This is a genomic window from Streptomyces sp. NPDC092370 (assembly GCF_044755265.1).
GTDB lineage: Bacteria > Actinomycetota > Actinomycetes > Streptomycetales > Streptomycetaceae > Streptomyces.
The window spans coordinates 302,003-315,714 of record NZ_JBIVQO010000009.1 but is presented as its reverse complement, the minus strand read 5'-3'; the positions used below and the strand labels follow the sequence as shown (position 1 = coordinate 315,714).

The window sequence follows — 13,712 nt, the reverse complement described above, 5'->3', positions numbered from 1 at the left end:
GAGCCTACTACCGACCCGCAGGGAACTCGAAGACCGGCCCGGAGTCTGAACTTCCGCGCCAGCCGCGCGGCGTCGGGAGTTGTCCGGGCATTGTGGGAGTTGTCTCCCCGAAACCGGTGGTGGCGGTGTGGGTCAATCCCCGTCTTCAGCCAGGGCGGTTGGCTGAGATGTTTCGTTTTTCGGGAATCTTCGTGAGGAGTTGTTCGTCTTTCTCCATGGGTAACGGGGGCGGAATCGGCTACAGGAGCCGCGTCCCGCATCTGGGCGGCGTAAAACAGCGCAAGCCGGGCAGCTGCTGGGGAGCACGGGTCTTCGGATGCGAGCGAGCGGTCTGCTGGCGGTGGGGAGTGACACGGTGATGGGCACGGCGGAGTGGCGCGGTGCGCCGAAGGCGGGCGGGGCGCGGCTGACGGGGCCTCAAAAGACGGAGGCGGCCGATCGCGACAGTCCCGGGAGTCCGGCGAAGCCTTCGGAGCGGGCGACGGAGGTTCCGGCTCGCGAGGTGGGCCGCGGCGCCCGGGACCAGCAGTACTACCGGCCGCTGTGGGTCGAGGAGCCCGCGCGGCGGCGCCGCTTGCCGGACCCCGTGCGGACGGCTGCCGTGCGGGCGGTCCTCCTCATAGCCGTGACGCTGATGCAGGCGATGGTGGCGTTCCTGTGCACGATGGCCGGGTCCTGGCTGGCGTTCCCGATGGTGATCAGCAGTGTGGTCAGCACGATCGCGGCCACCTGGGGGGCGCTCGACGTGTGGGTGACCCGCCAGGTCTGGAACCAGCGCAACGGAGTGGTGTCCGTGCCGAGCAGCACGGCCCGGGCCCTGCGGCGCGAGCGGCGTCGAACCCGGCGGCAGGAGCGGGCTGCCGTGCGGGCACAGGGCCGGATAGGCCGACGGCGTGGAGCCGGGCAGTTGTCCCACTCGTGAGGCATGGCGCGAGGGGCCTCGGTGGGGCGACCGCATGCGAGCGAGGTCGCTCGGCCGAGGCACGCCCCGGCAGCATCGCCTCATCGCAGGACCGGCCGCACCCGATCCTTCCCGTACATCCACACCACGCACAACACCGTTTACCACCCCTCCTGCACCATGAGGACGGGCGCGGACGGTGATCCTTCGGCTCCCTTGGACGCACGGCCGCGGGTCAAGGGGGTACGGGGGGCTGCGGGTCGCCGACGGGCCGGTCATGCCCGACCGCGTCACCGTCAACCCCTGCGTCACCACGATGATGATCGGCGAGAAGTGCGCCGATCTCCGGCGGGAGGACGCCAGGGCCTAGGAAACCGGGCGTTTGTACATCCTGGTCGCCGTGATCTCGCTGTGGACCGCCTCGCCGTCCTGAGGCTGCTGCGGCAGACCCGGGCGCAGGTGTTCCTCGACGCTGATGTACTTGAGGCCCGCCCTCAGGTCGGCGTCGTTGCGCATGCGGATGACCAGGGGGAACTCGGCCAGCGCGGTGGTGTCGAACAGGCCCGTGGTGTACAGCAGCTGCACACCCAGGGCGTCCGACACCGCCCGCTGCAGTTCCAGCAGGTACGTGGCGTTGGCGCGGCCGATGGGGTTGTCGAGGAACAGCGTGCCGGCGTGCCGGTGCTTGTCGCGGCCCCGGTCGTTCGAACGCAGCGCGGCCATCGTGCAGTACAGGGCGATGGCGGCGGTGAGGAGCTGGCCGCCGGAGAAGACGTCGCCCATCTGCCCGACGGGGACGCGCTCGGCGCGCAGCACCGCGTCCGGCTTGAGGATCTCCACGGCGACGCCCTTGGGCTGGAGGGCCGCCGCGACGCCCCGCAGCAGCAGGGACATGCCGTCGCGGCGCAGGTCGGAGTTCTTCTTGACGGCGGCGCGCGTCGCCTCGTCGATGACCTCACCCAGCCGCTCGGTGAGGGTCGCCTGGTCGGGCTCCTCGAAGCGGATGCGGAGGAACTCCTGCCCGGACCACTCGCCGAGGCCCTCCGGAAGCCGGGACAACCGCTGGGCCGAGCGCAGCGTGGCCAGCGCCGATTCGACCAGGCCGCGCAGGCGGTCCACGATCGAGTCGCGGTTGCGCTCCAGCTGCTCCAGCTCATCGGTCAGGACGCGCAGCCGGGGCGCGAAGGCGTCCGCCCACTTCTGGGCGTGCTCCGGCAGCGCTGAGGCGGGCAGTTCGCGGATCTGCTGGCGGGCCGGTGTGCGGACCTGCTCGTAGCGGGTGGAGTTGGCGTGCCGGACGAGGATGTCACTGGCCTCGCGGACGGCGGCCTCGGCCGTGGACAGGTCGGCCGCGCAGCCGCGCAGGGAGCGGCGGGCCTCGGCGGCGGACTGGCGGGCCTCCTCGGGGCTGCCGGGGTACGGCTCCGTCTCCTCCTGCTCCTCCTCGGTGCCGTGCTCGCGCAGCAGATCGCGGAGCATGGCGGCGATCTCGTCGAAGCCGCTCGCCGCGTCCTCGGCGGCACGGTGGGCGTCGAGGAGGTCGGCGTGCGCCTCACGGGCCCGGTTCAGCGCCTCGGTGTGGGAGGCCAGTTCGGCGGTGGCGGTGCGCAGCAGGGTCTGCGCGTGCTCCGCGTCGCGCGGCCGGCGCTCCTCGGGGAGGCCGGTGTGCGTCTCGCCGTCCTCGGGTGCGAGCCGCTCCGCCTCGCCGCGCAGCCGACCGAGCTGCTCGCTCGCGGTCGACATCCGTGTCTCCAGGAGCTGCACCAGCTCCTCGGCGCGGGCGGCGGCGGCCTGACGGCTGGGCCCGTCGGAACCGCCGGGGGATTCGAGGAGCTGCTCCGCACGCGTACGGACCTTGTTGCTCAGCCGGTCCAGCTCCGCGCGGGCCGCGCTCTCGTCGCTCTCCGCACGGGCCTGCTCGGCGCGCAGGTCGGCTCCCACGCCGACCTTCTCGTACAGCTGGGACGCGGCCCGGTAGGCCTCGCGCAGGGCGGGCAGGGAGGTCTTGGGGGCCTGGGCGTCGCCCTCGGGCACATCGTCGGGGGCGCCCGCGATCTCGGAGCGCTCGGCGCGCAGGGCGCGGGCGGTGCGGCGGGCGTCATCGGCGGCACGCTGGGCGGCACGCCGGTCCTCGTCGGCGGCCCGGGCCCGCTCCAGGCAGGCCTGGGCGCTCGCCTCGGACTCGGCGGCCTCGTCGGCCAGCTCGCGCACCTTGACCTGCCAGCCGGCCCGCTCGCGCAGCCGGAAGGCGAGCCCGGCGAGGGCGTCGGCGGAGCGGCGGGCCTTCTGGGCGGCCTCCTGCCGTTCGTCCCGGACGCGTGCGGCCTCGGCGGCGGCCTCGTCTGCCTCGGCGCGCACAGTCCGGGCCTCGGCCAGTTCGGCCTCCGCCTCCTCGGCGAACTCCCGGGTGTCCTGGGCCGCCCGGGCGAGTTCGGCCAGCCGGCCGGCCGGGCAGCCGGTGCGCCAGGAGGCGAGCCGGGCGGCCAGCTCACGGTCCTTGCCGAGCCGGGCGGCAAGCGTGCGGATCTCCTCGTCCCGCTCGGTCGCACGGGCGCGCAGTGCCTGCCGCTCCTCGTCGGCGGCGTGCTCGTCGTGCATGGCCGGGTTCGGCGGCACGAGGAAGACGTCGCCGCTGTCGGTGTCCAGGGCCGGGGTCGGGGCGAGCAGGGCGGCGGCGGTGCCGACGGCCACGGCGGAACGGGGCAGCAGAGCCGCGTCGCCCAGTGCCTCCCGGGCACGGGCGTGGGAGTCGGGGTCGGTGATGATCACGCCGTCGACGAGTTCGGGCCGGGCGGCCAGCACACGCGCGTGGTCGGCCGGGTCGACGGCCTGGGCGAGATAGCGCCAGCCGGGCAGGGCGGGGATGCCGTGCTCGCCGAGGAACTCCACCGTGGCCAGCACGTCCGGGCCGGGCGGCAACAGCCCGCCGTCGCCGAGCGCGCCGAGGATGCGGGAGTCGTCGGCGGCGGCCGTGCGCAGTTCGAACAGTTGCCGTTCCGCGGAACCGACGCTGTCGTCGAGGAGTTCGCGCAGGTCGTCGGCGAAGCGGTCGAGGTCTTCCGGGCCGAGCCCCGGGGTGCCGGAGGCCGGCTGTGCGTTCGGCTCGGTGTCCGCGCCGTGGCGGGGTTGCGGGATGCCCGGGCGGGTCTCCGGGGTCAGGCTGAGCAGTTCCGCCAGCCGCTCCTCCCCCGCCAGTGCCTCGGCGGTGCGGCGCTCGGCCTCGTACGACCGCTCCGCCGCCGTCGCCGCGTCCGCCGCGCGGGCCGCGGTCAGCTCGGCGCGGCTCTCGGTGGAGGCTGCTTCACGTGCGTGCTCCGTGGCTCGGCGGGACGCTTCGCGGGCCGAGTCCCAGGCCGCCACAGCGGTCTTCTCCGCGTCGCTGGCGGCGAGGGCCGCGCGGGCCGGGTCGGCGTCGGGCGCGGAGTCGTCGAGCCAGCCCGCCCGCACCGCCTCGGCGGTCTCCTGCTCGACTTCGGCGAGGCGCTGCTTGAGGTGCCCGATCTCGCTGCGGGCGCGCTGGGCCTGAGTGGCGGCGGCGGTGGAGTCCCGGTAGGCCGCGTCGCTGACCTCCTGGAGCGCGGCGGAGCGCTCCTCCTCCTCGTTGGCGTGGCTCTCGGCCTTCTCGGCGGCCGCGTGCAGGGCCCGGACGAGGTCCACGGCGGCCCTGGAGCGCGCGGCCAGTGCGGGCGCGGCGTCCCGCTCGGCCTCCTGGATCGCGGCGGACACGCGGGCGACGCGGTCGGAGGCGGCGCGGTGGCGCAGCACGGCCTCGGCGGCCTGCCAGGCCGAGTACAGGGTGCGGGCGTCGGCGAGCTCGCGCTTCTGCGCGGCGGCGGACTTCTCGGCCGCCGTGAGCGCCAGCGAGGCGTGCCGGTAGGCGAGTTCGGCGGAGATCAGCGCGCTGCGCTCGCGGGCCGCCTCGGCGTGCGTGACGGCGTACGCGGCGGCGGTGACCCGCTGGGCCAGGTCGGCGGCCCGGGCCCGCTCCCGCACCCCGCGCGCGGACAGCCTGCGGGCCAGGGTCCGGGTACGGCGCTCGGCTCCGGCGTGGACGTCACGCGCGTGTGAGCGGGCCTCGGCGGCCTCCACGATCCGCCCGAGGAGGTCCACCGATCCGGCGGTGAAGTCGCGTTCGGCCATCAGCTCTGCACGCCGGCCCAGCTTGTTGCCGAAGCCGCTGACCAGGTCGGCGAGCCCGTCGGTGTCGCGGGTGTCGGTGACGGCACGCAGCAGCAGGTCGGTGAAGTCGGCGTCCTTCTTGACGGCGAAGAGACCGGCGGCCTCGCCTTCGTCGGCATTCATCTCCCGCTGGTAGCGGAAGAGTTCGGGGTCGAGGCCGAGGTCGCCGAGGTGCTCGATCCAGCGGTCGTGGATCTCCTCCCAGTGGACCTCCAGATGCGGGTAGGTCTTGCCCGCCTCCGTGAGGGCGTCGCGGAAGCCCTTCATGGTGCGGCGCCGCCCGCGCGCACTGGACTGGCCCTCGACCGGGGCCCGTACGGCGGTGGCCTCCGCCACGGGGAGGTTGTCGAGGCTCAGCCCGGGGCCGGGCCGGAAGGAGTACCAGGCCTCGGCGAACTTCCGCGGGTCGTTGGAGACCTGCCGTCCGCGCCACTCGCTGACCTTGCCGACGACGACGCACTCGCCGGTCAGCACGTGCTGCCACTCCAGCGCCACGTGTCCGCAGTCGTCGGCGAGGAGGAACTTGCGCAGCACGCCGGAGCTGGCGCCGCCGAGCGTGTTCCGGTGCCCCGGCAGCATCACGGAGAAGATCAGCTTGAGCAGCACCGACTTGCCGCCGCCGTTCTCCAGGAAGAGCACACCCGCGGGTGCCGGCCGGCGCGGCGGGCCGACCGGCTCCTCCTCGAAGAACTCCGCCTGCGCGGGCGCGGGGTCGGGCACGATCTCACCCACGCCCCGCAGGTCAAGCACGGTGTCGGCGTAGCGCGCACCGGCGGGCCCGATCGAGTAGAGGCGGACCCGGGACAGCTCGTACATGGCGGACTCTCGTAGATCTTCGTGAGGTGGGGGTCAGGAGGAGTGGAAGGGCAGCCCGGCGTCGGCGACCAGCTCCAGGTCGTCGCCCTCCTCGGGGGGCAGCAGCGTCGGTGTGCCGTCGGTGACCGGGACGACGCCCAGTTCCAGCAGTTCGGCCATGGCGGCGCTGCCGGCCATGTCGCGGACCTGGAGCTGGTAGCGGGCGGTGGTGCGGTACGTGCCGCCGTGGTCCTCGCCGGTGCGCTGCAGGAATCCGGAGTCGGTGAGGAAGGTGACGGCCTTGGCGACGATGCCGGTGGTCGAACCGGCCAGCCGGCGCGCGTCCTTGGTGGCGCCGGTGGCGCTGCGCCGCACCCAGATCCGCCAGGCTGCCTCCAGCCCGGGCGCGTCGGTCGCCGGGTCGGTGTTCTCGCCCTGCTCGGCGGCGCGTTCCTCCAGCCGGCGGCAGGCCTGGCGCACGAAGGCGTCGACGCCGTTGACCGTGACGCGGCCGATGTAGCCGTCGTCGGCGAGGTCCTCGGGACGCGGGAACGCCATGGCGGCGACGGCGAGATGGGCGAGCCCGTGCAGGAACCGGTCACCGCCGTCGGCGGATGTGCGACGCGCGTAGTCACCCATGCGGACGGCGAACACCGAGTCCTCGGCGGCGGTGACGGCCATGCCCGCGCGCGGGGACACCTCCAGCACGATCAGCCCCAGACCGGTCGCCACGGCGTCCGCGAGCCGGGCGAAGGGCGGGTCCTCGCGGTAGCGGCGCAGCAGGTCCGCGTACTCCTGGTCGCGGGCGGGCTGCAGCTTGGGCTGCAACCCGAAGGACACGAGCCGGGCCGCGTCGGCGGCGTCGGCGGGAGTGACGGCGGCGCCGGCCGCCGGGGCCGGCCCGTCCGGCTCGCTCCACTCGACATGCTCGCTCACGGTCGGGGCTCCTTGTGCCACTCGTACTGGTTCATGCCGCTTCCGTCCGGTCCGCCGCCATCCCCGCCGCGTCCAGCAGCGCGGTACCGACGATGAGATCCGCGCCGCCGAACTCCGGATCGTCGAGCTCGCTCCCGTCGTCCACGGCGAACAGCAGCTTCTGCTCGCCCTGGCGATAGGCCGTACCGACCGGCGGACTGGCGGCGTGCACCGCCAGCAGGGCCACCAGATACGGCAGTTCCGGGTCCTGCCGCCGGGCCTGTGCCAGCAGTCCCGACAACCGGCGCGGCGCGTCCGCCGGCAGGTCGAGCAGCTCCTGCGCCGCCGCCAGCTGCTCCTCACTGAAGCGGCTGTCGTCCGGTGTGGCGATCAGGTCGGGCTCCGGCATCTCCGCGCCCAGATGCTCCCGCTCCACCGGCGGCGTCAGCAGTATGTCGACGAGGTCACCGACCCGGACGGACACGGGCGTGCGCAGCCCGGTGCCGCGGCCGAAGAACGCGTCCGTGACGCGGACGGCCTGCTCCAGCGGCAGCGGCAGCACGGGCGCGAGGAGGTGCCCGTAGAGGTCCGTCCCCGATGTCGTCATCGGGGCGGCGAAGGCCTGCCGGTCCTGCTCGGCGCGGAACAGCGGTCCGGCCTCCAGCAGCCGGGACTGCAACTGCGTGTGCCGGCGGATGCAGTCCTTGACGATGTCGACGAGTTCGGCGGCCCGGCGCTTGTGCTCGGGGTCCTCGGTCTCGTCGCGCGCCTTGCGGATGTTCGTGAGGATCGCGTTCTCGTGGCGGTAGCGGTCGGCGACGTGCTCCAGCGCCTCGGCGATCATGTCGGGCACGGTGGAGAGCCAGTCCACCGCGCGCACATTGCGCCGGGTCGCCTCCAGGGCGCGGCGCAGGGTCTCCGAGTACTGCACGGTCCGGTAGCGGGCCTGTTCGGCCGCGAGCTGGGCGTCGGCGAGCCGGCCGCGGCTGATCAGCACCTCCAGCTTGACCTCGGCGGCGATCTGCGCGCTGGTGACGTCCGTGTCGAGGGCGCCCACGAGGACGTTGACCGCCTCGTCCGTCGTACGGAGGTAGACCGTGCCGCCGGGGCCGGGGACCTCCTCGATCAACTTGAAGTCGTAGTCGCGGCGCACATACGTGCCGTCCGCCGCGAAGGTGCCGTACACCGCGCGGAAGCCGCGGTCGACGCTGCCGACGTTGATCAGGTTCTCCATCACCCAGCGGGCGACCCGCTCGTGCTCGGTGGCGGGCCGTTGCGCGGCCTGGGCGGCGATGCGGGGGATGAGGCGGGCGACGATCTGGTCGTGGTCCGCGCCCGTGTCGAAGTCCATGTTCAGGGTGACCAGGTCGATGGCCGCGAGGGCCACCTCCGCCATGCCGTACACCGAGTACTCACCGGCGAGATTGGCCTTGCGCGCGTCGAGGTCGTGCAGCGGCGCGGTGCAGGCGAGCGCGCGCAGGCGCCGCGCCAGGCCCTCGTCGGCGGCCGGCCCCGGGGCGGGGCGCGGCCCCGCGCTGAGCTGGGGCGGAACGCTGTCCGTCGATGCAGGCGAAGTCACGGTGCACAGACTAGGTCCTGGGTCTGACATCGGCCCAAACGACGCGGTGCGCCCCCGGCGCCACCGTCCTCAGCCGTCCTCGCCGACCCGCCGCCGGTACACCTCGACGACGCGCTCCAGCGAGTCGTCGAGGTATCCGGCGAGCAGGCTCTCGGCCTTCTGGCGGTCCCCGCTCTGAAGAGCCTCGAGAATCGCGACATTGCGCGCGATGTACGGTTCGTGGAGTTGCTGCGGCTCGTCCACCACATGGAAGGCCAGCCGCAGTTCGGCGAAGACGCTCCGCATGAGCTCGTCGGTGCGCTCGCTCGCTGCGAGAGCGACCAGTTCCCGGTGGAAGTGGATGTTCGCCGTACCCACCGCTTTCCAGTCACCTTCCCGGGCCGCCGTCCGCCCCAGCGCGACCGCGCCCGCCAGCCCGTCGAGCCCGTACGGCGGCCGCCCGAGGCCCCGGACGACCGCGCACTCGACGAGCCGGCGGGTGCGGTAGATGTCCTCGACGTCCTCCACGGTCAGAACCCGGACGAAGACACCCCGGTTCAGCTCGTGGACGAGCAGGCGTTCATGCGTGAGCAGCCGGAACGCCTCGCGCAGCGTGTTGCGGGAGACACCGAGCGCGCCGCCGATGCTGTCCTCCGACAGGCGGGTCCCGGGCGGGAAGTAGCCTTCGGCGATCCGGCTCCTGAGGATGTCCGAGACCCGTTCGGCGGTACTGGTGCGCCCGAGGAGGGCCCGGTCGTCGGCGAGGTCCTTCAGCTGCTCTGCCATGCCGGAATTCAATCGCAGATCACAAGAACGAACCAACATGGGTATTGAGGGATCGTTGAACAATCCTCTACGGTGCTACGCACGGCGTCGCTTCCCCCACCAGCGCGCCGACCGGTTCGGCACGACACGGCTCACCCTCAGCACTCTCCTCCTCCCTCTGCGAGGTGCCCATGAGCACGACTCCTCCACCGCAGGCAAAGATCGACGACACCCGCCCCACGACCGCGGAACGCGCCCCGGACGACGGGGCGCTGGGCTGGCTGCGGGCCCTGGGCCCGCGCGGGCGGCGCGCGTTCGCCGGCGCCTTCGGCGGCTATGCCCTGGACTCGTACGACTACTTCACGCTGCCGCTGAGCATGGTCGCGCTGTCGGCGTACTTCGGCCTGAACAGCGGCCAGACCGGACTCTTCACTACGGTCACGCTGGTGGTCTCCGCGATCGGCGGCGCCCTCGCGGGCGTGCTCGCGGACCGGGTCGGCCGGGTGAAGGCGCTGATGGTCACCGTGATCACGTACGCGGTGTTCACGGTCGCCTGTGGTTTCGCGCCCAACTACGAGACGCTGCTCGTCTTCCGCGCGCTCCAGGGCCTCGGTTTCGGCGGTGAGTGGGCGGTCGGCGCGATCCTGGTGGCCGAGTACGCGAGCGCCAAACACCGGGGCCGCACGCTCGGCGCGATCCAGAGCTCGTGGGCCGTGGGCTGGGGCCTGGCCGTGATCGTCTACACCCTGGTCTTCTCGGTGGCCGGCGACGACCTGGCCTGGCGCATCATGTTCTGGACCGGGGCACTGCCCGCGCTGCTCGTCGTCTGGCTGCGGCGCAGTGTGCACGACGCACCCGAGGCGGCCGCTGCGCGCGAACAGAGCGCGCAGAAGGGCTCGTTCACGGCGATCTTCAAGCCGGGCCTGCTGCGGGTCACGATCTTCGCGGGGCTGCTGTCCACCGGTGTCCAGGGCGGTTACTACACGCTGGCCACCTGGGTGCCGACGTATCTGAAGACCGAGCGCGACCTCTCGGTCGTCGGCACCGGCGGTTATCTGACGTTCCTCATATCGGGTGCCTTCATCGGCTACCTGACCGGCGGCTACCTCACCGACAAGCTGGGCCGGCGGCGCAACATCTGGCTCTTCGCCCTGCTGTCGGCGCTCTGCATCCTGGCGTACGCGAACATCCCGAGCGGCGCCAACACCCTGCTCCTGGTGCTCGGTTTCCCGCTCGGGTTCTGCATGTCGGCCATCTTCAGCGGCTTCGGGTCCTACCTGAGCGAGCTGTACCCGACGGCGGTGCGCGGGACGGGACAGGGCTTCACGTACAACACCGGCCGCGCGGTGGGCGCCGTGTTCCCGACCATGGTCGGGTTCCTGGCCGACAGCTGGGGGGTCGGCGGCGCGCTGGTCTTCGGCGCGATCGGCTACGGCATCGCGGCCCTGGCGCTGCTCGGGCTGCCGGAGACCCGTGGGAAGGAACTCGCGTGAACCGCACGAGCACCGAGGACCGACCCCTGCTCCTCGTCGACGAGCACGCGCGCGCGTGGAGCCCCGCGACGGCCCGGGCCCGCTTCCGTCAAGGCCTGACGGGCCCCACGGCGGGGGTCGCGACGGGCCACACCCAGGTCAACCTGATCTCGGTGCCCGCCGACTGGGCCTACGACATGCTGCTGTTCTGCCAGCGCAACCCCAAGCCCTGCCCGGTCCTGGACGTCACCGACGCCGGGTCCTGGACGACCGTGCTCGCCGACGGCGCGGACCTGCGCACGGACGTGCCGCGCTACCGGGTGTGGCGGGACGGTGAGCTCGTGGACGAGCCGACCGACGTGCGCGCGTACTGGCGGAACGACCTGGTGTCGTTCCTGATCGGGTGCAGCTTCACCTTCGAGTGGGCACTGGGCGAGGCGGGCGTGCCCATCCGCCACGTCGAGCAGGGCCGCAACGTCCCGATGTACGTGACGAGCCGGCAGTGCCGTCCGGCGGGGCGGCTGCACGGGCCGCTGGTGGTGTCGATGCGGCCGGTGCCGCCCCCGCATCTGGCGGCGGCGATCCGGGAGAGCAGCCTGCTGCCGGCGGTGCACGGCAGCCCCGTGTACTGCGGTGACCCCGCCGGGCTCGGCATCGGCGATCTCGGCCGCCCCGACTTCGGCGACCCGGTGGACGCCGAACCGGACGACATCCCGGTGTTCTGGGCGTGCGGGGTGACCCCGCAGGCGGCGGTCATGGCCTCGCGCCCGCCGTTCGCCCTCACGCACGCCCCGGGGCAGATGTTCCTCACCGACGCCCGCGACGAGCAGTACCGCGTGGCCTGACAGGAGACACTGGAGACATGGCCTGCATCGACCTGAACGCCGACCTCGGCGAGGGCTTCGGCCGCTGGCGGCTCACCGACGACGAACGACTGCTGTCCGTCGTCACCAGCGCCAACGTGGCCTGCGGCTTCCACGCCGGGGACGCGGTCACCATGCGCCGGGTGTGTGCGCTGGCGGCCGAGCGGGGGGTCCGGATCGGCGCGCAGGTCTCCTACCGGGACCTGGCCGGCTTCGGGCGGCGCGCGATGGACGTGCCGCCCGCCGAGCTGGCGGCCGAGGTCGCGTACCAGATCGGCGCCCTGGAGGTGTTCGCACGCGCGGCGGGCGCCCGCGTGGCCTACGTCAAACCGCACGGCGCGCTCTACAACCGGGTCGTGGGCGACGCGGAACAGGCCGCCGCGGTCGTCGACGGCGTGCTCCTGGCCGACGCCGCCCTGCCCGTCCTCGGCCTGCCCGGCTCGCGCCTGCTGGAGCTGGCCGGGAAGGCCGGACTGCCGGTCGTCACCGAGGCCTTCGCGGACCGGGCGTACACCGATGAGGGCACCCTGGTGCCGCGCACCCGGGAAGGTGCCGTGATCACCGACCCGGACGCCGTGGTGGAACGCTCCCTGGGCCTGGCCCGCTCCGGCGAGGTCGTCTCCCTCTCGGGGACGCGCATCGAGGTACGCGCGCGCTCCCTGTGCCTGCACGGCGACACCCCGGGCGCGGTGGAGCTGGCGCGCCGCGTGCGGGAACGGCTGGAGGCCTCGGGCGTCCGGGTGGAGGCCTTCGTATGAGGGTGCTGCCCGTCGGCGACGACGCCCTGCTCGTCGAGGTCTCCTCGGGCGACGAGGCCGAGGCCCTGCACGCCGAGCTGCTGCGACGCCGCGTGGAGGGCTCGCTCCCGGCCCGCGAGATCGTGCCGGCGGCCCGCACGGTCCTTATCGACGGCCTCGACGCCCCCGCCCGGCTGGCCGCCGAACTGACCGCCGCCGAGCTGCCGCCCCCTCCCTCACGCGCACACGCGGTCGTCGAGATCCCGGTGCGCTACGACGGCCCGGACCTGGCCGACGTCGCCGCGCACTGGGGCGTGCCGGTGCCGGAGGTCGCCCGCCTCCACGCGGACACCGAGTTCCGGGTCGCCTTCTGCGGCTTCGCGCCCGGATTCGGCTACCTCACCGGGCTGCCGCCGCGCTACGACGTCCCGCGCCGGGCCACCCCGCGGACGGCCGTCCCGGCGGGGTCGGTCGCCCTGGCGGGCCCGTACACGGGCGTGTACCCGCGCTCGTCGCCCGGCGGCTGGCAGCTGATCGGCAGCACGGACGTCGTGCTGTGGGATCACACGCGCGTGCCGGCGGCGCTGCTGTCGCCGGGTACGCGGGTGCGGTTCGTCCCCGAGGCGGGATCATGACGGACCGGGCGCTCGCCGTGGTCCGAGCCGGGGCCCTGACCACCGTGCAGGACGCGGGCCGCCCGGGCCACGCCCACCTGGGTGTGCCCCGCTCCGGGGCCCTGGACCGGCCCGCCGCCGACCTCGTCAACCGGCTCGTCGGCAATCCGCCCGAGGCGGCCGTGCTGGAGACGACCCTCGACGGCTGTGCCGTCCGACCCCGTTCGACCGTCACCGTGGCGGTCGCGGGCGCGCCCTGCCGGGTCACCGTGGACGGGCGGCCCGTCGCCTGGTGCGCACCGGTGTGTGTACCCGCCGGGGCGCTGCTGGACGTCGGACCCGCGGTCTCGGGCGTACGCGCCTACGTGGGGATCTCCGGTGGCATCGCGGTCGAGCCGGTGCTCGGCAGCCGGTCGACGGACCTGCTGTCGGGGCTCGGCCCGCCCCCGCTCGCGGACGGCGCGGTGCTGCCCCTGGGCCGGCCGGCGGGCGGGCACGCGCGCGTGGACGTCGCCCCGCAGCCGGCGCCACCGGCCGAGCTGGTGCTGCGGGTGACACTCGGCCCGCGCGACGGTTGGTTCACACCGCAGGCCGTACGCACCTTCGGCTCCCGCTCCTACCGGGTGTCCTCCGCGAGCAACCGCATCGGGCTGCGCACCGAGGGACCGGCCCTGGAGCGGGCCCGGCCGGGCGAACTCCCCAGCGAGGGCATGGTGCTGGGTGCCGTACAGGTCCCGCCGGACGGCCGGCCGGTGGTGTTCCTGGCCGACCACCCGACGACCGGGGGCTACCCGGTGATCGCCGTGGTCCGTGCCACCGACCTCCCTGCCGTCGCTCAGGCGGTCCCCGGGACACCGGTCCGCTTCGTGGCCGTGCGCCGCCGCTGAGGCCGGTACGCGGGTTCGCGGGACAG

At 73.8% G+C, this 13,712-nt stretch carries 10 protein-coding genes and 1 pseudogene; 7 read left to right on the top strand and 4 right to left on the bottom strand.

Features of this window, described 5'->3' with window-relative positions:
• Positions 1-358: 358 nt before the first annotated feature.
• Entirely contained in the window at positions 359-922 is a 564-nt protein-coding gene (locus ACIQHQ_RS26710; protein ID WP_402616066.1) for a hypothetical protein, read from the top strand.
• A 114-nt stretch (positions 923-1,036) separates the two neighbouring features.
• Positions 1,037-1,271 (top strand): annotated as a pseudogene (locus ACIQHQ_RS26705) (GMC oxidoreductase); the annotation flags it as partial.
• On the opposite strand, the gene ACIQHQ_RS26700 reads toward ACIQHQ_RS26705, so the two are convergent.
• The 4 genes from ACIQHQ_RS26700 to ACIQHQ_RS26685 all read right to left on the bottom strand — a co-directional run bounded on the left by ACIQHQ_RS26700 (position 1,268) and on the right by ACIQHQ_RS26685 (position 9,134).
• Positions 1,268-5,896, bottom strand: coding sequence for a hypothetical protein (locus ACIQHQ_RS26700; RefSeq protein WP_402615996.1), 4,629 nt, complete (start codon positions 5,894-5,896; stop codon positions 1,268-1,270). The pseudogene ACIQHQ_RS26705 and the gene ACIQHQ_RS26700 overlap by 4 nt on opposite strands.
• A 33-nt stretch (positions 5,897-5,929) precedes the next feature.
• Complete coding sequence (locus ACIQHQ_RS26695) at positions 5,930-6,811, bottom strand: hypothetical protein (RefSeq protein WP_402615993.1); 882 nt, start codon at positions 6,809-6,811, stop codon at positions 5,930-5,932.
• Positions 6,812-6,842: 31 nt separating this feature from the next.
• Entirely contained in the window at positions 6,843-8,369 is a 1,527-nt protein-coding gene (locus tag ACIQHQ_RS26690; protein WP_402615990.1) for a hypothetical protein, read from the bottom strand.
• 69 nt (positions 8,370-8,438) lie between these two features.
• A complete protein-coding gene (locus ACIQHQ_RS26685) occupies positions 8,439-9,134 on the bottom strand; it encodes a GntR family transcriptional regulator (protein ID WP_402615987.1) in 696 nt (231 codons plus the stop codon).
• Positions 9,135-9,304: 170 nt separating this feature from the next.
• Here ACIQHQ_RS26685 and ACIQHQ_RS26680 point away from each other — a divergent pair, with 170 nt between their 5' ends.
• Genes ACIQHQ_RS26680 through ACIQHQ_RS26660 form a run of 5 tightly spaced genes read left to right on the top strand, consistent with a single transcriptional unit; the run spans position 9,305 to position 13,686 of the window.
• A complete protein-coding gene (locus ACIQHQ_RS26680; protein WP_402615984.1) occupies positions 9,305-10,606 on the top strand; it encodes an MFS transporter in 1,302 nt (433 codons plus the stop codon).
• Positions 10,603-11,430 carry a putative hydro-lyase gene (locus tag ACIQHQ_RS26675; protein WP_402615981.1) on the top strand — a complete coding sequence of 276 codons (828 nt, stop codon included), beginning with the start codon at positions 10,603-10,605 and terminating at the stop codon, positions 11,428-11,430. The genes ACIQHQ_RS26680 and ACIQHQ_RS26675 overlap by 4 nt, the downstream gene beginning before the upstream one ends.
• Positions 11,431-11,447: 17 nt before the next feature.
• The gene (locus ACIQHQ_RS26670) at positions 11,448-12,206 is read left to right on the top strand and encodes a LamB/YcsF family protein (protein WP_402615978.1); all 759 of its coding nucleotides are present in this window, start codon (positions 11,448-11,450) and stop codon (positions 12,204-12,206) included.
• Positions 12,203-12,820 carry an allophanate hydrolase subunit 1 gene (locus ACIQHQ_RS26665; protein WP_402615975.1) on the top strand — a complete coding sequence of 206 codons (618 nt, stop codon included), beginning with the start codon at positions 12,203-12,205 and terminating at the stop codon, positions 12,818-12,820. Before ACIQHQ_RS26670 ends, ACIQHQ_RS26665 begins: the two co-directional genes overlap by 4 nt.
• Positions 12,817-13,686 carry a biotin-dependent carboxyltransferase family protein gene (locus ACIQHQ_RS26660; protein ID WP_402615972.1) on the top strand — a complete coding sequence of 290 codons (870 nt, stop codon included), beginning with the start codon at positions 12,817-12,819 and terminating at the stop codon, positions 13,684-13,686. Before ACIQHQ_RS26665 ends, ACIQHQ_RS26660 begins: the two co-directional genes overlap by 4 nt.
• Positions 13,687-13,712 lie beyond the last annotated feature (26 nt).